The sequence below is a fragment of the Bacteroidota bacterium genome (assembly GCA_016722375.1).
Lineage (GTDB): Bacteria > Bacteroidota > Bacteroidia > Chitinophagales > LD1 > Bog-950.
In genome coordinates, this window is the sequence record JADKJG010000008.1 from 133,191 (window position 1) to 150,691 (window position 17,501).

Annotated in this window: 17 protein-coding genes and 1 pseudogene; 2 read left to right on the plus strand and 16 right to left on the minus strand. The window is 43.3% G+C overall.

The genetic code is table 11. The annotated features are described in order from the left end of the window. Positions 1 to 10: 10 nt before the first annotated feature. The 6 genes and pseudogenes from IPP77_12800 to atpG all read right to left on the minus strand — a co-directional run bounded on the left by IPP77_12800 (position 11) and on the right by atpG (position 6,445). Positions 11 to 3,511, minus strand: a complete 3,501-nt coding sequence (locus IPP77_12800) for a gliding motility-associated C-terminal domain-containing protein (GenBank protein MBL0310508.1) — start codon at positions 3,509 to 3,511, stop codon at positions 11 to 13. Positions 3,512 to 3,604: 93 nt separating this feature from the next. After that, positions 3,605 to 3,941: pseudogene (locus IPP77_12805) on the minus strand (DUF5615 family PIN-like protein). A gap of 2 nt (positions 3,942 to 3,943) precedes the next feature. Further along, the gene (locus IPP77_12810; GenBank protein ID MBL0310509.1) at positions 3,944 to 4,171 is read right to left on the minus strand and encodes a DUF433 domain-containing protein; all 228 of its coding nucleotides are present in this window, start codon (positions 4,169 to 4,171) and stop codon (positions 3,944 to 3,946) included. Between the two features lie 321 nt (positions 4,172 to 4,492). Next, positions 4,493 to 4,789, minus strand: a complete 297-nt coding sequence (locus IPP77_12815; protein MBL0310510.1) for a hypothetical protein — start codon at positions 4,787 to 4,789, stop codon at positions 4,493 to 4,495. 44 nt (positions 4,790 to 4,833) lie between these two features. Beyond that, the gene (scpB, locus tag IPP77_12820) at positions 4,834 to 5,466 is read right to left on the minus strand and encodes an SMC-Scp complex subunit ScpB (GenBank protein MBL0310511.1); all 633 of its coding nucleotides are present in this window, start codon (positions 5,464 to 5,466) and stop codon (positions 4,834 to 4,836) included. Between the two features lie 88 nt (positions 5,467 to 5,554). Beyond that, positions 5,555 to 6,445: an ATP synthase F1 subunit gamma gene (atpG, locus tag IPP77_12825; GenBank protein MBL0310512.1), complete on the minus strand. Its 891-nt coding sequence runs from the start codon at positions 6,443 to 6,445 to the stop codon at positions 5,555 to 5,557. A gap of 228 nt (positions 6,446 to 6,673) precedes the next feature. Here atpG and IPP77_12830 point away from each other — a divergent pair, with 228 nt between their 5' ends. Continuing rightward, positions 6,674 to 7,618: a DUF4476 domain-containing protein gene (locus tag IPP77_12830; protein MBL0310513.1), complete on the plus strand. Its 945-nt coding sequence runs from the start codon at positions 6,674 to 6,676 to the stop codon at positions 7,616 to 7,618. 9 nt (positions 7,619 to 7,627) lie between these two features. Continuing rightward, a complete protein-coding gene (locus IPP77_12835) occupies positions 7,628 to 8,179 on the plus strand; it encodes a hypothetical protein (GenBank protein ID MBL0310514.1) in 552 nt (183 codons plus the stop codon). 62 nt (positions 8,180 to 8,241) lie between these two features. On the opposite strand, the gene IPP77_12840 is transcribed toward IPP77_12835, so the two are convergent. The 10 genes from IPP77_12840 to IPP77_12885 all read right to left on the minus strand — a co-directional run bounded on the left by IPP77_12840 (position 8,242) and on the right by IPP77_12885 (position 17,409). Further along, positions 8,242 to 8,523 carry a hypothetical protein gene (locus IPP77_12840; protein ID MBL0310515.1) on the minus strand — a complete coding sequence of 94 codons (282 nt, stop codon included), beginning with the start codon at positions 8,521 to 8,523 and terminating at the stop codon, positions 8,242 to 8,244. Continuing rightward, a complete protein-coding gene (locus IPP77_12845; GenBank protein ID MBL0310516.1) occupies positions 8,514 to 8,750 on the minus strand; it encodes a hypothetical protein in 237 nt (78 codons plus the stop codon). Before IPP77_12845 ends, IPP77_12840 begins: the two co-directional genes overlap by 10 nt. Positions 8,751 to 8,972: 222 nt before the next feature. Then, entirely contained in the window at positions 8,973 to 9,650 is a 678-nt protein-coding gene (locus tag IPP77_12850; protein MBL0310517.1) for a hypothetical protein, read from the minus strand. A gap of 890 nt (positions 9,651 to 10,540) precedes the next feature. Next, positions 10,541 to 10,735, minus strand: coding sequence for a 30S ribosomal protein S21 (locus IPP77_12855; protein MBL0310518.1), 195 nt, complete (start codon positions 10,733 to 10,735; stop codon positions 10,541 to 10,543). A gap of 54 nt (positions 10,736 to 10,789) precedes the next feature. Continuing rightward, complete coding sequence (locus IPP77_12860; GenBank protein ID MBL0310519.1) at positions 10,790 to 11,947, minus strand: acyl-CoA dehydrogenase family protein; 1,158 nt, start codon at positions 11,945 to 11,947, stop codon at positions 10,790 to 10,792. 135 nt (positions 11,948 to 12,082) lie between these two features. Beyond that, a complete protein-coding gene (locus tag IPP77_12865) occupies positions 12,083 to 12,622 on the minus strand; it encodes an adenine phosphoribosyltransferase (protein MBL0310520.1) in 540 nt (179 codons plus the stop codon). Between the two features lie 5 nt (positions 12,623 to 12,627). Continuing rightward, positions 12,628 to 12,771 (minus strand): hypothetical protein, encoded by a 144-nt coding sequence (locus IPP77_12870; protein ID MBL0310521.1) that lies wholly within the window; start codon positions 12,769 to 12,771, stop codon positions 12,628 to 12,630. A gap of 11 nt (positions 12,772 to 12,782) precedes the next feature. Continuing rightward, positions 12,783 to 14,303 carry a sodium-dependent transporter gene (locus IPP77_12875; GenBank protein ID MBL0310522.1) on the minus strand — a complete coding sequence of 507 codons (1,521 nt, stop codon included), beginning with the start codon at positions 14,301 to 14,303 and terminating at the stop codon, positions 12,783 to 12,785. A 131-nt stretch (positions 14,304 to 14,434) separates the two neighbouring features. After that, positions 14,435 to 15,889 (minus strand): amino acid permease, encoded by a 1,455-nt coding sequence (locus IPP77_12880; GenBank protein MBL0310523.1) that lies wholly within the window; start codon positions 15,887 to 15,889, stop codon positions 14,435 to 14,437. Positions 15,890 to 15,924: 35 nt separating this feature from the next. Continuing rightward, positions 15,925 to 17,409, minus strand: a complete 1,485-nt coding sequence (locus IPP77_12885; GenBank protein ID MBL0310524.1) for an amino acid permease — start codon at positions 17,407 to 17,409, stop codon at positions 15,925 to 15,927. Positions 17,410 to 17,501 lie beyond the last annotated feature (92 nt).

A 17,501-nucleotide genomic window follows, 5' to 3' on the forward strand; every position in this document is an offset into this window, starting at 1 on the left:
ACCGCAAGGTCTAATTTTTTCCTTTGAATGAACCATCCCAGCCCTTTGTTATATCTTTTGTTTCAAAAATCTTTTGACCCCAACGGTCATAAACAGCAAAATATATATTGGCAACAAAACTCGCTCGCACATACAAAACATCATTCTTTCCATCGCCGTTCGGAGAGAAGCCGGTGGGAATGAAAAGTTGAGATTCATCGCAGGGAGGAAAGATTACATTAACCGTAACCGAATCTGTTTTCCGACAACCTTGTTCATTCTCTACCTCTACATAATAGGTATGTGTTTGTTTTGGATAGGCCATAGGATCTGAGATATTCTCTGCACTCAATGTAGAGTCCGGTGTCCACCTTATAGAAATCACATCTGAACTGGTGGCCAGGCTAATTTGGCTCGTATCACCCAGTTCAATGGTGGCAGGAGTAGCTACAGCATCTACTGCTGGAGATTGAGAAAGTATGTTGATTCGTATAGAGTCGGTTACGGTGCATCCTATCTGATTAACCACCTTGACCTTAAAGGTGGTATTCTGTGCAGGATTTACCACCGGGTTCGCAGTATTGGCACCGGATATAATCTGATTGGCAGGTTCCCAACTATATGTCAATTGTTGATTGGGCTGCGAGTTAATGACGGAAAGTCTTACTGTATCACCCAGACATGAAATGTCATTTCCCTCCACGTTCAGAACATCAGAAAAGATAACCACGGTTTGATAAAAGGTATCCACGCAATCGCCATTGCTGACCAGAAGCTGATAAGTAGTTGTTTGCGCAGGAGAGGCCACCGGATTAGAAACATTTGCAGCGCTCAAAGTATTTGCAGGTATCCATTGATATACAAATGAAGTATCCGAACTGGGGGGCAAACCAATCTGCGTAGTTTGTGCTTCACAAATGGTGATGGGCGGTAAATTTTTAGTGGTGTCTGCACCGCCAAGCACCAAAATTTTTCTCACCATCGTATCACTTGCATTGCAACTGCCCGGATCGGTTACTACCAACATCACTTCATACAAGCCTGATTGAGCGAAAGTATGTACCGGATTTTGCTGCGACGATGTCTGGTTATCTCCAAAAAACCATTGATAAGAAGGCGACAACACGGAACTGCTGTTATTGACAAAAGGAATGGGAAGATTACGGCAACCATTTTGCGGAGTGAAGTCTGCGATAATAAGAGGCAGATTCAAATCAAACTTAAATACAGCCACATTACAATTCGATGAATTATTGGTGCGCGAAACGGCATTGGGTGTGGTGGGGAAATCGCTATGACCTCCGCAACCGGCACAAACAGATTGATAGACTACTCCCTTTCGGTCAAAGCGACTGGTTCCACCGTCCACATGCTCTTCGCTCAAGTCGCCACCGAGGAATGTACCGTAGGACAAGGCCGAGGCATCATCTCGCATCACCATCAAATAAAAATCCTGACCATCGGTGGTCGGTTTCAGCGCATTGGAAGTAACATCCAAACCGGTAGTGCCACCGGTGCCACCTACTATATTGTTTACCCCCTGGCTTCCCCAACCACAAGCATATATATTACTGCAAACATCCACCAGAAATGCCGTAGGTGAAATATCGGTTTTGGCAATGCCCCTGCCAAAGGAGGTGGCCCATACTAGCGTATCTAAGTTCTTGTTAAACTTGGAAATGAATTGCCCACCATTGGGTTTATTATAGAGTGCATTTTTGATGTACCTTGTTTGAGAACTATCTGCCTGCCCGAACACATATACGTTGTTCGCCTTATCCAGATCAACAAAATATATTTGATCATACTCCTTAAATCCATAGTAGGTTGAGGCAGTCAGAACCTGTCCGTTCTTATTGATATGAGTCAAAAAGCCGTCTGCCTCACCACCGCCAAAAGCAGTTTGAAAAGCACCGCTGTGTGTAGGAAAATTCAACGAGCGGGTTCCGCCGGCTACAAAAAGATTTTCCTCTTTATCTATTGCTACAGAATAGGCAGCATCATCATCGCTCCCACCAAAGGTAGTGCTCCAAATCATGGTGCTCAGGTTAGCATCCATTTTAAAGATACAGGCATCCTGTCCGCCGCCAAAATTTGGCTGAAAGGTATTCGACGTTCTGGGGAAGTCTGCTGAGCGCGTGCAGGAGGCTACATAGATATTGTTGTTAAGGTCAATCTCAATCTCACCGCGCACTTCGTCTGCATAATTGTGTCTCAGAAATCCGGGTGAAGAATAAGGCTGACCGGCGCGATAGTTCAACCCATCGTTGCCGCTGCCGCCAACGAAAGTGGAAGCCAGCAACTGGCTGCCATCCACACTAAATTTAGAGATGAAAATATCTGAACCATCCCGGTAATGCGCCGCGATTCCGTCAAACACTCCGGGGTCGTTTCCTCCATTGAAACTTCGATCATAAGCCAGCAACGTGACCGGAAAATCCATACAACTGGTGGTACCCAAAACGTATAACTCATCTAATGAATTAGTGATCAAACTATGAGGCAGTTCCTGACCATAGCCGCCCAGATAAGTCGAATACAACCTTTGTGAGCCGTCGCTCGAATATTTTGTGATTCCGATATCATCTCCCGGATAAGCCCCTCCGGTAGTAAAAACAACATTGGGGCCTCCTACATAGCTCGTCTGATAGGCACCCACCGTTACCGGATAGCCGGTGCCGAAAACTGTGCCGGCGGCGAAGGCATTTCCTTTGCTGTCGAAGGTGGCTGAGAATCCGAAATTATCGGATGTTGAACCGGAATAAGTAGAGAAAACTAAAGTAGGATCTACATAAAGTGTTTTAGATGCGTCATATCCATTCGGGAAATGATACTGCAATGAATTTTCCAAAAGATTAAAACTACAAGCCACTACAACTTCATTTCCTTTATCCATTTGATAGGCATAGGGTTTCAAATCGATTACATCACCCACAGAGGTTTTAATTACCAAATCCCCTTGACTGTTCAGCGACAACCCATCCACACCCTCAAAATCTACCTTCAGCATTTTCGCATCTATACCAGGCTTCACTTCATACACATACTTCATCAGGCCATCCTGCGAGGCTATCTTCAAACCAATCCCTTTATATAATGAAGGATAACTGATTTCTTCAAAGGCCCGCACCTTCGATGCCCACTTGCTTTGATCATTTCCAATAAAATAATTGAAGTATTCTTTAATCGCTGCGCCCCCCGCTACGACCGGTTTCGTGCCGGACGTGCTGCCGAACTTCATTTTAAAGGCATGGTAATGAATGGTATAATCTATATTGGGCTTATAGTTTTCCATGCGGTGATGGTCACCTTTGATGCGGATAATATCGCGGGTGTCGAACAAATTGAAGGTGATGCTGTTTTCTTCAAAAAAAACCGCACCGTTTTTTATTTCGGCTTTGTAGAGAACCTTCGGCTCCCATTGTCCCTTGTTTTCTTTAAAAATAAGTGGGGCACAATTACCGCAGGGCTGGGTAGCGTGCAAGCTGGATAAAACGGCAAAAAGAAGTAGTCCTGTAAAAAATACCTTCATCAATAATTTCTTCCTACAAATTAAGGAAAAGTATTGGTAAGAAGGGGAGGGCAAATAACATACTCCCAATTGGGCTTCATGGAATTAGGTTGTTTAGAAAATCTCTAAGACACCATACTCTTTGGAGGGAATAAACTTTTCGATTTCTGATTTATGCTTTAGCAACACCGCCGCCATGTATTTGGTACTTTGATTCCCGGTTCGTAATAAAATAATTTTGGGCGGGAACCCTTTGCCCAATGACAGGATATAGAAATCTTCATCGTTGGTCACAATCGTATATTGGTTCTCAAGGGCAAAACTCCAAATAGCCGTATCGGTCGAAAACTCCTTTAAACCGGCATGAACTATTATGAGTGACCACAGCAAAATCATTTTCGAGCAAACGAACCAAGCGCCACGATAGATTTGCATCGAGCAATAATCGCATCACTATGCCGCGATTAATTTGGTATGCATTTCCCGGTGTGCGGCGTATGAAAGCGCTGCCCGGATGTGTTCTTCTTTAAGAGAGGGAAAGTCAGACAATATTTCTTCCTTGCTCATGCCGGATGCGAGCCATTGCAGGATGTCTAAAACGGCTATGCGGGTATCTTTGATACACGGTTTGCCAAAACGAATTTCAGGATTGATGGCTATGTATTGAAGGAAATTATCCATTTCTCTAAATTATATTTCAAAGATAAAAACTTAACATCAAAGACCCCGACCGATAGCTATCGGGCGGGGCTTTGGGTTTTATAAACTACAAAAGTCTTTAAGACTTTTGTAGTTTGAACTCCTACTCCTTCATAAAGTTTTTGTTATTGATAAAATACATGCCACTGGGCTGCCGTTGTTGTGTGTTGGTGTCGTTCACTCTGTTACTGTTTTGGAGAACTCAAACTCAACACAGGCGGAGTTCAATTTTTAGCTCGAACCAGCGGGTTTATGACAGAGCCTTGAAGGTGTTATTTTCGATGATTTTAACATAAAAATGGACTAAATAGATGTCGGACGTCTCCTTTTCGCAAAAACAGAGACCTCTTTTGCCAAGTCATACATCAACCCTGATGAGTCATACATCAACTCTGACTGGTCATAGATCAACCCTGATGAGTCATAGATGAACCCTGATGGGTCATAGATGAACCCTGATGGGTCATAGATGAACCCTGATGGGTCATAGATGAACCCTGACGAGTCATAGATCAACCCTGACGAGGTATAGATGAACCCTGATGGGGTAGAGGCCTTGACGGATGAAAAATATTTGCCCTCCCAATGCTGTAAATGCACACTGGTGATGGCGGTTTTTCTAAAAAATTAAAAGAGGATGGGGGTTAGGGGGCTTCGTCTGGAGTGTCGGTATTTACCGAGTTTTCCGCAGGCAGGTCAGAGATAATCTCTGGTGTTTCACCAATGGTGTTATCATCTGGTTGAGGCAGGATGTCTTTGAGTTTGGGCAGTTCGTGGGTGGAGTTGATGCCAAAATAGTCGAGGAAGTTCTGGGTTACTTTATAGATGATGGGTTTGCCCACCGAATCTTCCATGCGGCCTGCCACCTCAATCAATTCTTTTTCTAACAATTTTTCAACTGAGTAATCGCAGTTCACGCCGCGTATCTTTTCACATTCCACCTTGGTCACAGGTCCGCGATAGGCAATGATAGACAGCGTTTCGAGGGCAGCAGTAGAAAGTCGCCTTTTCTCCTTCTGACCAATGAGCACCGACACGGTGTTGTGATATTCGGGTTTGGTGAAAAACTGGTAACCGCCGCCAATCACGCGCAGTTCAAAGGCAAAAATGTCGGACTTGAATTTTTCTTCCAGGTCTTTCAACACCTGTTCCACCAGTTGCTCGTCGAGCGTGCTGTCCGGAAAAGCCTTCTTCATGGTCTGCACCACATCTTCTTTGGTCACAGCACTTTCCGAGCTGAACACAATGGCTTCGATATGTTGGTGTATGTTCTCCAAAACCTAATTTGATGATTTGAGCATTTGACGATTTGATGATTTGTTTTTCATTGGTACATCATCAAATCAGGATATTGTCAAGTCGGATTTAATTTCCTTCTTCCAAGGCTGCTGCGCCGCCCACAATTTCCAGAATTTCTTTCGTGATGGCTGCTTGGCGTTCGCGGTTGTACTGAATTTTGAGGTTGCGGATCAACTCGTTGGCGTTGTTGGTTGCCGAATCCATCGCTACCATGCGCGCACCGTGTTCGGAAGCGTTGGTATCCAACAAGGATTTGAAAAACTGGGTGTTCAGAATCTTTGGAACTAATTCCAGCAACAAAGTTTCTTTCTCTGGTTCAAATATGTAATCGGCTTTTGCCTTATTTTCTTTTTTCTCTTTTGGTGGCGCCACTGGTAAAAAGCGCTCGACCTTGAACTTTTGAGTGGCCGCATTGACAAACTGAGAATAGATCAGCTCAATCACATCATACTTTTCATTGGAAAAATCTTTCATCAGCATTTCTGAAACAGCCTTTGAACTTTCAAAATTGACTCCCTGCATCAGACTGACATAGTCGCCAATCATTTTCAAATCGGTATCTTTTTTGAAAAACTCATAGCCCTTTTTGCCCACGCACAATAAAGTAAGTCCCTTGTTTTTCTTTTGGGTAGCGTAGCGGTCGTTGATCACTGCTTTAGCCGTTTTAATCAGGTTGGAATTGAATCCACCGCAAAGCCCTTTATCAGAAGTGACAAGAACAATCAAAATATTCTTGGCTTCTCTTTCGCGATTGAAGGCCATGTTCACGCCTGCCCCCAAGTTACTCATGATATTGCTGAGGATTTCATTCAGTTTCTCAGAATAGGGGCGCATCATCAAGATGCGGTCTTGGGCGCGTTTGAGTTTAGAGGCCGCCACGAGTTTCATCGCTTTGGTAATCTGCTGTGTGGTATTGACGGAGGTAATCCGAACCCGTACTTCTTTAAGGTTTGCCATGATTCAAAAATTGCTGCGCAAAAATAGAAGAATAACCTGCACCCCCAAATGGATATATCCCTTAGAATTGGCTAAGGCTGAGAGTGGTTTTGTGCCAGAATACATACCTCTGAACAACTACAAATTATCTAAGGATAGTGAAAGTCAGCCTACAATAATTTGCAAAAACGGTATAATCCTTCATTTTTGGCAGGCAAATTGAAAACCATAATCAAGAAATTAACCAATATGAATCCCAAAATCCTTTTCCTTTTAGGTTTTATGCTCTCTATTTTCTACGCTATAGCCCAGCCACAGGCTACCGGCGCCCTCACTATCTTTTCTGAAGATGGCGATAAGTTCTTCCTCATTCTAAACGGGGAGCGACAGAATAATACGGCACAAACCAATCTTCGGGTGGAAGACCTGCCGCAGCCATATTATAATGCTAAGGTGATTTTTGAGGATAAGACTTTGGGCGAGATCAGCAAGAACATGCTGATGATTGCCGATGTAGATAATGTCATGAGCGATGTGGCTTACAAAATCAAGAAGGATAAAAATAACGGAAAGCTATCATTGAAATACTTTTCATCGGCACCTATCCAGACGGGCTTTATTGCACCAACAAACGTATATGTTATGCACTATGGCAATCCGGGTTTGGCTAGCGGCACCTCGGTGACGCAAACCACTACGACCACCACCACTGGCGTTGGCAATACTGCCGCGGTCAACGTAAACGTTGGCGGTGTAGGGGTAGGCATGACGATTACCGACCCTATGTTAAACGGCACGGTTGAAACTTCGACTACGCACACCACCACTACAACAACAGGTGGCGCGGTGATAGTTGACGACCGCACAACATCTCCCGCTCGTTCTCGCGGATGTCGCGCCGCAACCGCAATGTCGGCCACTGATTTTGCCAGTGCATTAGCCACCATCAAGAAGCAAGGATTTGATGAAACGAAGCTTTCTACTGCAAAACAAATTGCTGGAGGAAACTGCCTGAGTGCGGCGCAAGTCAGCGAAATCTGCAAAGGATTTGGATTTGAGGAGACCAAACTTTCCTTTGCCAAATATGCTTATGAGCGATGTACAGAACCGAATAATTATTTCAAGGTTAATAATGTATTCGGGTTCAGTTCCAGCGTGGATGATTTGAATGAATATATACAGGGAAAACAATAGCCCCAACACATGAAGAGGTTGATACTTTATCTTCTGTTTGCCGAGCTTCTATTTCCTATTGGAGAGTTGGCAGCACAGAAAAAGATGCTGTATCATCCTTGTTTTTTGTTAGACAGTGTTAACACGAAGATTGAATTCATCCGCAAAAATTCAGTAAGGATTTTCGACGACACCTCCGATTGTAAACAGGAATTGCTGGATGCAATAGGTGAACGGTATCTCACTACAAAGGACAACAAATATCTAAGTGCTCTTTCCGCCATCCGCCAAAACCCATCGGCCAAGGTTGAAGAGTTCTACATAGATTTAGTGCAACGCTTTTTGCAAGACGATTTTCCGGGGTTTCTTCAGCAATTGTATGCGTCAAAAGGAGGCTATCTGCCTTTGGAAAAAGAGATGGTAGCTGCCATGAATATGATTGTAGGAGACCGACCGCTGAAACAAAAGTATATGGGCTTGCTGAACGTGGAGATTTCAAAAGCAAAGGACAAGAAGGATTTAAGCAAAGAAGCCTATCTCAAAAAGCTTCGACAAAGGATTGAGGAGGAGAAGGTGAGGTAGTATCCCTAAATATTAAATGTCAACCCGTTCACAAACTTCATCCAGCGAGGCACATTCTCGATTTAAAGTAATGAGCCGTGAATGATCTCGTATATCACGAGTCTGCCTTTTATAATTTGGAACGCCACTACCCAGTTATTGAACGTGATACAACTAAAATTCCTCTTGGCAAGTTTTGCGTTTTTGCATAAAGCATAAACTACGTTGTGTTTTGCATAAGCCTGTATCCGCAGAAAAAACTTATCGAGCCAACGACCACCCGATCCGGTCGTGTTGAGCGACTCTAAGAAGTTGGCGACTTCATCAAGCGTTTTCAACGCCTTTGCCTTAATCTCTATTTCCAAGTTTTAGAGGAGGGCTTTTTCAGCTTTGCTTTTATCTGCCCGATGGCTTGTTTAAGCGAAATACTTTCCCTTGGCGGACGGCTGAGATATTCGTCCAATTCTTCTTCCGAGGCTTTTCTTCCGATACCTAATGCCACATCACGTGCAGTAAGTTTGCGCCGAACATTGGAAGGAGCAAGCCCTTCAAATTTCGATTCTGATTTATTGGAAGAAGGCTCTTTAAACATAGAACGAAGATAAGAGAAATGCCGGAAATAGGTTTGAATGATTTGCGAACTTCATCCGGCAGTAGGAAATAGCGAATAAACAATCGTCGTTGTTGTTAGGCATTGGTGTTATTCGCTCTACTATTATTTTGGAGAACTCAAACGCCAACACGGGCAGAGAAGAAGGGTTTAATCTTTAGCTTTATATAAAACGCTTTGGGTCTACGTATCCTTCTAAAAAACTTATCCCGGAAGCTGTGTAACCTTACTGACATAAAATTCGTTATCGATATAGCTCTCTATATCGAAGGATTCTTTCGTTGAATACGTTAAAAAGTTACGAAAGAAAATTTGGGAGGTCTCTTTCGTGGCTGTCATTACTTTGCCCTTTACGTTATGGTCTTTTAAAATTTCCTTTGGAACATTATTCAGTTTTATAAATGATCCAGGCAATATTTTAAATGTAGTACGGGAACTAACTGAATGAGGGGGAATAAAGGAAATCCGTTCTTCCTTTATGGTAGTTGAATTAGATGTCCCTACACCCAAACCCAAAGAATACCATCTACTCCAATTAAAAATATTGGAGTATAGATAAGATGAACCCACCGAAACACTTTGGGTATTTGTTGTTTCCTTTTCCATAAAATAGCTCAACTTAACATTCGAGTTAATGAATGCAGACTTCTTCCAGTCGATATAAATAGGTTTACCCCATTTATTCTCAATTGTAAATGCCATTACGCCATTAGCTTCCCAAAAAGTGTACCGTACCTTAACTGTGTCATTTTCATAAATGAACTGCTCGCCTTCTTGCTTTAAATTTTCAGATTTGGCCGACGCATCAACTATTTGAACATATGATACACATCCTGAAAAAAATATTACCAAAAACGGAACAACTAAAGTGCGTATTTTCATAAGGTGGTTAGGTTTATGTCGTGATTTCATTCCCCAATAATAATAAAAGCTTAATAGACTTTTCGACACCTAAAACTTGACATTTATAGCGAAGACTATAACATCGCCCCCATCCGGAAAAGTTTAATTCGCTCCCCCGCTCCCGCTGATTTATAACCAGTACAAATACTATCAATCCCATACACTTCCCAATTTATTTTCTCCAAAAACCCATCTGTCCTTCGCCATGTATCCTGCCCACAACTCCCGTCAAATTGACCGTTTCACCAGTTATTTTCTATTTAGCTGGCGTTCCCGTCAACCGCTTGTATGATTTTTTACTTCTTGATTTATGACTAAAATATCAAGGCTGTAGTTAGTGATTAGTTCTTCCAGTGAAATAAAAATATAGTGAACGTCGTCAGCACTGTCAAGGAAGTTTTACCGTAAAAGACCTTCGCAATAGGATAGATGAGGATAGATCAGAAATGCTGCACATTTGCTTCCAGCCTTTCAGCACCTTGTTTCTCTCGTTTCGCTGCAAACCCCATCTGTCTTGTATCATTCACTTGCTGTTTTGACGCAAATTGAAAGAGTTTTGTATCAATCGTCATCTATTCGCACCGAAACAGCAAGTGTTTTGCACAAAACGCTCCGCGTTTGCACCAAAACGCGAGCCGTTTTGATGCGAACAGGAGCTATTTGTATGCAAATAGCTCCTGTTTTGGGCACATCTTTTCCTGTTTGCATCCAAACGACAATTGGTCAGTTGCCAATGGCCTAAAAGGGTATGGCATAATGGATTATGAGGCTTGAAACGTTGAGAAAGCTCAGCTTTTTGTTCAAAAGAGGGCAAAAAAAACCCGTTCCTTTTGGGAAACGGGTTCTTTCATTTATAAAATTAGCAAGGTCTATCCTTCTTCTTCTCTCTTCAAAGTTTGAATGTAAGCAGCACGCAAAACAGCGTTTCTTTTACGTACACTTGGCTTAGTGAAAACCTGACGCTCACGCAACTGACGCAACGTGCCTGATTTTTCAAACTTCTTCTTGTACTTCTTCAGTGCGCGGTCGAGTGATTCGGACTCTCTAGTATCTATTATCAGCATATATTGATTTAAAATTTGGTCGGCAAAATTAAAAAACCCTATCGAATTACCAAACTATATGTTCCCCTTCATTATCTCCCGACTAATGACTAGCTTCTGGATCTCGGAAGTTCCTTCGCCAATCGTGCACAGTTTGGAGTCACGGAAGAATTTTTCCACCGGAAAATCTTTGGTATATCCATAGCCTCCAAACACCTGGATGGCATCGGTAGAAATCTGAACAGCTATCTCAGAGGTATAATATTTAGCGAATGCAGATTCTTTGGTCATTTTCTTACCCTCGTTTTTCAGGTAAGCGGCTTGCATAGTTAGCAGTTCACCAGCTTCTATTTTTGTAGCCATATCTGCCAATTTGAAAGAGATGGCCTGAAAATTGGCAATAGGCTGCCCGAACTGTTGACGCTCCTTTGCATACTTTACAGATGCCTCAAAAGCGCCTTTGGCAATACCCAGTCCAATAGACGCGATAGAAATACGTCCTCCATCCAACACTTGCATGGCTTGCTGGAAACCGCTTCCTACTTTCGCCTCGCCGCCACAAACATTCTCATCGGGTACAAAGCAATCTTCAAAAATAACTTCGGCGGTTTCGGAAGCCCTCATGCCCAGTTTGTTTTCTTTCTTTCCGGCTTTTAACCCTTTGGTGCCTCTTTCAATAATAAAGCTGGTCATACCTTTTGAATCGAGCAATTCACCGGTTCTTATTACCGCTAACACTACATCGCCTGATTTTCCGTGGGTAATCCAGCTTTTGGTTCCGTTAAGAATCCATCCGCCATCCACTTTCTTGGCAGTGCATTTCATACGCATGGCATCGCTTCCTGTATTAGGTTCCGTCAATGCCCAAGCTCCAATCCATTCGCCGGTGGCGAGTTTTGGGAGGTATTTCTTTTTCTGCTCTTCAGTGCCGTGATAATAAATATGTCCCGTGCAAAGCGAGTTATGCGCAGCGACCGACAAACCAATAGAACCGCAAACTTTGGCAATTTCAGAGACGACTGTAACATATTCAAAGTAGCCAAAACCAGAGCCAGAGTATTTCTCAGGTACAAAGACACCGAGAAAACCTAACTCACCCATTTTATAAAAAAGGTCTCTGGGAAATATTTGTTCTTCATCCCATTTCATCAGGTTGGGGCGAATTTCACGCTCGGCAAAATCCCGAACGGTTTGAACAATCATTTTTTGATTGTCATTATAATCGAAGTTCATGCCTTTATTATCGGTTTGTTGCATGTTGGCTACCTCCATTTCTGATCTTTTTTATTTTTTAAAAATTTGCGCGCAATGATAACAAAACAGCGTGGGCTTTTCTGTTATAGAGAAGGAAATTAACAGGCCGGGAAATCAGGAATACTCGGTGATAGCGACAACATTAGTCGAGTAGGGAGCTATCTTCTTTTTCCCGCCCAAAGCATCGAGAATGGTGATGAATGAGAATCCGGCAATCGTCCCGCCTTCGGCTTTCACCAGTTCTGCTGCGGCAACCGCAGTGCCTCCTGTAGCCAAAACATCGTCGTGTATCATCACGTTCCAGCCCGGTTGAATCACTCCAGTATGAATTTCGAGGGTGGCGGTGCCATATTCCAATTCGTAAGTAAACGATTTGGTCTTGGCAGGAAGTTTGCCCTGTTTGCGAACCGGAAAAAGAGGTATCTGTAATTTGTTAGCAATAAGGATACCCATAAAAAAACCACGGCTTTCAATGGCGCAAATCGCATCTACTTTCCCGTGATTGTGGAGAAATTTACCTATGATACGCTCTGTCAGCTCATCGCAAAGCGCGGCATCCAAAAATACCGGAGTAATATCTTTGAACATGATGCCCGGTTTGGGAAAATCAGGAACCTCCCGAATAACGCTTCTCAATTTAGCTTCTAATTCCATATCGCTTATCTTTCAACATCATCATTCTCCGAATAGGAATCCGGTTCTGGTTTAGGTGGGGTTTTCAATACTTTTATAAAAAAGTACAGGACGAAAAAGGTAACCACCCCTTCTGCGGCCAGCATCACTATTAACGCTTGTGTATTCATCTTCTTCTATTTTATTTTGAAGTAAATCTACCTTCTTTGATTCGCTTCTTGTAAGCGATATAAACCAGCCAACAAATTGCGCCATAGACACCCAGCAATAGTAAGCGAGATAGCTGAACGTAGATAGAGGCTTCTCCAATAATCTTTGCCCAAATATCAGGCAAGGAGAAAACAAATACAAAAAGCAGGATAACCGGAGTAACAAACTTTATGATAAACCGATAAATCGGCGGCACTTTCATATCTGCACCATGATTGATTTCTGCCCAGCCTTTATCCATACCAAAAACCCAGGCGAAAAGAATAATTTCAAACAAGGCGAAAACCACGAGCGATACTGTTCCTGCCCAATAGTCAAATTCATCAAAGACGCCTTCATTAAAGAAAAGCACAGCAGGCAAGCCCAAAAGAAAAATTACTACACCAAACGTCCATGCAGCTTTTTCGCGACCCCAGTTGAACTCGTCTCTTAAAAAACCCATTACTGGTGTTCCCATAGCTAAAGAGGAGGTGATTCCGGCAAAGAACAATAGCCCAAACCACATAACGCCTGCCAATACAGCCAAGGTCGGCCCCCATTGTTGGAATAGATAAGGCAGCGTCTTGAATCCTAGTCCTAAGCCTCCCGACTTGGTTAGTTCCACTACTCTGTCCACTCCCAAATACCCGATGGATATGGGGATAATAATGGAACTGCCCAATACCACTTCTACAAACTCATTCATCCAGCCAGCACTCATGGCATTCAGTGCAATGTCATCTTTCGGTCGAACGTAAGAAGCATAACAGTGAATGGAACCCATCCCAACAGAGAGTGTAAAGAAAATCTGTCCGGCGGCAGCCAACCAAACTTTGGGTGTCCATATCGTACTGAAATCTGGTGTCCACAAGAAGTTGAGCCCCAGTGTTCCGTCATTAACAGCACCATGAACTCCTGCTTTGATAGTAACTCCTCTGATAGCAAGAATAGCTCCGAATAATATCAACAGAGGAATACCAATTTTAGCTACCTTCTCCACTCCACCACTCAATCCTTTGGATAAGATGTAGGTGTTTAGCAAAAGGCAAAACAACCAGAAGAAAATAGGCTCTATCGTTTGAAGAGCTACATAGTTGTTGAAAAATGCCGCTACATGCTCCGGCGATTCGGAAGAGAAGGAGCCGATGATGGAATGATAAACATAACTCAAAGTCCATGATTCGATATAGCAGTAATAGGAGGCGACAGCCAGATTGGTGAAAATACCGAAGACCCCGATGTATTTCCAAAAGGCTTTTTTATCCATCGAATCCAAAATGAAGGGGGTGGAATGGTGTCCATTCTTTCCCCCGAATCTTCCCATAGACCACTCCACCCAAAGCAGCGGAATACCCATCAAAAGAAAACATACGAGATAAGGTACGATAAAAGCACCTCCTCCATTTTGTATGGCTTGAACCGGGAAGCGAAGAAAATTCCCTAAGCCGACGGCATTGCCCGCCATTGCCAGAATTAAACCTACCCGCGTACCCCAACTTTCTGTTTTTATCATTAACTGATTTTAAATGAAAGATTCGTTTCAGCGATAAATCTATTGAAATAATCGAGTGGTGAAAATTGAAATGTTCAAATCGTTGTTGAGCCAAGCGAAATGCAAGGAAACACAGATGAGGCAGAAATGAATTACTGATCTTGAGAAACCACTGGAGCAGTGCGTTTCCAGCAGTAATAAATGGGGATGCCCAACAACACGATAATCAATCCGGGCCAAGTATTTTCGGGCTTCATGAAAAGTAGATTAACACAAAAAGCAATGGCGAAGAGGATATAAATAATGGGAACCACGGGATAACCGAAAGCCTTATAAGGTCTTTCAGCATTCGGCATTTTTTTGCGTAAAATAAAAATGCCGATAACCGTGAAGATATAGAAAAGCATCACGGCGAACATTACGTAGTCTAATAAATCGCCGTACTTACCCGAAAGGCACAGTGCCGAACTCCAGATGAACTGAATCCATAAAGCATAACCCGGTACTCCGAATTTATTATTGTCTTTCATTTTTTTGAAAAACAAACCATCCTTCGCCATTGCTTGATATACGCGAACGCTGGCAAGGACAATCCCATTATTACATCCAAAAGTGGAAACCATAATCAGCAAAGCCATGATGATAGTAGCCGGGGAACCAAATATTTGCATAGCCGCTGAAGTCGCTACCCGGTCTTTCTCCGCAAACATAATTCCCTTACCCATTGCGTCCGCAGCCTGTGGATCGCCGAAGAAAGGAAGCAGACTGAGATAGGCGATGTTTGCCAGGATATAAAGAACAGTTACAATGACCGTGCCGAAGAATAGACTCAAAGGAATACTGCGTTTTGGATTGTCTATTTCACCGGCAATAAAAGTGACATTGTTCCATGCATCACTAGAGAATAAAGAGCCAACCAGAGCAACGCCCATTGCCGCAACCAATCCGAAACTGGTGAGCGATTCAAAACTTATTTTACCATCCGCCCCTTCCGAATAACTACCAAAATCCCAAAAGTGTTCCATGTTCAGATTGCGAACATCTGCATTGGCACAGATGAAAACTCCCAAAACAATCAAAGCAAAGAGCGCTAACAGTTTAGTGGAAGTGAAAATCCGAAGAATAATTTTCCCATAGTTTATGCCACGGGCATTAACAACGGTGAGCACCAGAATAGAAAAAATCCCTAGCACTTGAGCGGCTGAAATTTTAAGATTGCCGTATTGCAAAAGAATATTGTGTTCGCTCAGAGGTTCATATAATACACCGGTATATTTTGCAAAGGCCACTGCCACCGCAGCGATGGTCCCTGATTGCACTACGGCAAACAAACTCCATCCATACAAAAAGCCAATCAAAGGATTGTAGGCTTCTTTCAAATAAACATACTGACCTCCTGCTTGCGGAAATAATCCTGCCAGTTCGCCATAACTCAAAGCAGCGAATATGGTCATCACTCCTGTAATCACCCACAGAAGCAACATCCATCCGGGGCCACCTACAGTTCGGCTCATGTCTGCCGTCACGATAAAAATTCCGGAACCAATCATGGAGCCTGAAACAATAAGAGTAGCGTCCAGTAAATTGAGAGGTTTATGGGCTTTCATCGTAAGATTTGTTTTCCGGATTGTTGAACCAGCGCTTAGTCTTTCTTGTCCTTATTGAGCTTGCTATGGTGGCGACTGTATCCAAAATAAATAACAAAGCCAATCAACAACCAAGCCATCAGGCGCAACCAGTTAGGAACCCCCAGGCCGAAAACCATAGCCCCACAAACCAGTATGCCCAAAATGGGAACATAAGGCACCAAAGGGGTTTTGAAAGAACGCGGCACGTCCGGGTCGGTGCGTCGCATGATGATGACCCCGGCGCAAACCAACATGAAGGCAAAGAGTGTTCCGATGCTGGTCATGTCACCCACAATATCGCCGGGAACAAAAGCTGCAAAAAGACCGACGAAAACAAAAAGAATTAAATTGGATTTGTAAGGCGTTTTAAATACCGGATGCAATTCGCCAAAAACTTTTGGTAGCAAACCATCTTTACTCATCGAGTAAAACACACGAGACTGGCCTAGCAACATCACCAAAATAACCGAAGAGAATCCGGCCAAAATAGCTACGGTCACCAATTTTGCCAGCCATTCATAACCCGGCATGTGATTCTGTATTGCATAAGTCACCGATGCTTCTTTGCCGAAAGTTCGGAAATCCTCTGTACTTCCTACACCGGTTAATACATGCGCAAAGAGGATATATAGAACCGTACATATTACCAGCGAACCGAGAATGCCTATTGGCATATCCTTCTTCGGATTTTTCGCCTCCTGCGCGGCAGTAGAGACCGCATCGAAACCGATAAAGGCAAAAAAGACTACGCCAGCCGCCGCTAATATGCCCATCACGCCGCCGAAGTGATGCGGTATTCCTTGTACATCGTGATAAATTTCATAAGGAGGGATATAAGGAGTATGGTTTGCCGGACTAATAAACGACCAACCGAAGACAATGAAAAGAATCACAATCGCCACTTTGCCAATGACAATGGCACCATTCACAGCCGCCGATTCTTTTGTGCCTTTTATTAGAAGCAGCGTAAGCAACAAAATAATCAGGATGGCAGGTATATTGATAAAACCATGTGCTCCGGTGGCATGCTCTATGTCAAAGGGAGAGTGGCACCATTCAAATGGAATATTCATTCCCACATAGCCCAACAATTTATTTAGGTATTCGCTCCAGGCTATGCCCACTGTGGCTGCCCCCAGTGCATATTCCAGCACTAAGTCCCAACCGATAATCCAGGCGATGAGTTCGCCCATCGTGGCATAACTATAAGTATAGGCACTTCCTGCGATGGGAATCATCGAGGCAAATTCTGCATAGCAAAGACCAGCCAGAGCACAACCTAAACCGGCTACCATAAAAGCAATCGTTACCGAAGGTCCGGCATTATTGGCCGCTGCTGCTGCGGTTCGTACAAACAAGCCTGCTCCGATAATAGCGCCTATTCCCAGAAAAATCAGGTTCATGGCGCTCAGCGTTCTTTTGAGGGTATGCTCTCCGCTTTCACCCGAGTGGTCTTGCATTAACTGCGACAATGATTTTTTGCGGAAAAGATAGGACATATTTGGAGTGGTTTTTTGGTGAAACGATTGGCTTATGCGGTAAAACTATCTAAATTAAGTTTCCATTCACATGTTAAAAGGAGTTGAAGTAA

Bases quoted from the DNA above. Each gene is read 5' to 3' on its own strand.
- IPP77_12800 (MBL0310508.1), bottom strand. From the start codon at position 3,511: ATGAAGGTATTTTTTACAGGACTACTTCTTTTTGCCGTTTTATCCAGC.
- IPP77_12810 (MBL0310509.1), bottom strand. From the start codon at position 4,171: ATGGATAATTTCCTTCAATACATAGCCATCAATCCTGAAATTCGTTTT.
- atpG (MBL0310512.1), bottom strand. From the start codon at position 6,445: ATGGCAAACCTTAAAGAAGTACGGGTTCGGATTACCTCCGTCAATACC.
- IPP77_12830 (MBL0310513.1), top strand. From the start codon at position 6,674: ATGAATCCCAAAATCCTTTTCCTTTTAGGTTTTATGCTCTCTATTTTC.
- IPP77_12835 (MBL0310514.1), top strand. From the start codon at position 7,628: ATGAAGAGGTTGATACTTTATCTTCTGTTTGCCGAGCTTCTATTTCCT.
- IPP77_12845 (MBL0310516.1), bottom strand. From the start codon at position 8,750: ATGTTTAAAGAGCCTTCTTCCAATAAATCAGAATCGAAATTTGAAGGG.
- IPP77_12850 (MBL0310517.1), bottom strand. From the start codon at position 9,650: ATGAAAATACGCACTTTAGTTGTTCCGTTTTTGGTAATATTTTTTTCA.
- IPP77_12855 (MBL0310518.1), bottom strand. From the start codon at position 10,735: ATGCTGATAATAGATACTAGAGAGTCCGAATCACTCGACCGCGCACTG.
- IPP77_12860 (MBL0310519.1), bottom strand. From the start codon at position 11,947: ATGAACTTCGATTATAATGACAATCAAAAAATGATTGTTCAAACCGTT.
- IPP77_12865 (MBL0310520.1), bottom strand. From the start codon at position 12,622: ATGGAATTAGAAGCTAAATTGAGAAGCGTTATTCGGGAGGTTCCTGAT.
- IPP77_12870 (MBL0310521.1), bottom strand. From the start codon at position 12,771: ATGAATACACAAGCGTTAATAGTGATGCTGGCCGCAGAAGGGGTGGTT.
- IPP77_12875 (MBL0310522.1), bottom strand. From the start codon at position 14,303: ATGATAAAAACAGAAAGTTGGGGTACGCGGGTAGGTTTAATTCTGGCA.
- IPP77_12880 (MBL0310523.1), bottom strand. From the start codon at position 15,889: ATGAAAGCCCATAAACCTCTCAATTTACTGGACGCTACTCTTATTGTT.
- IPP77_12885 (MBL0310524.1), bottom strand. From the start codon at position 17,409: ATGTCCTATCTTTTCCGCAAAAAATCATTGTCGCAGTTAATGCAAGAC.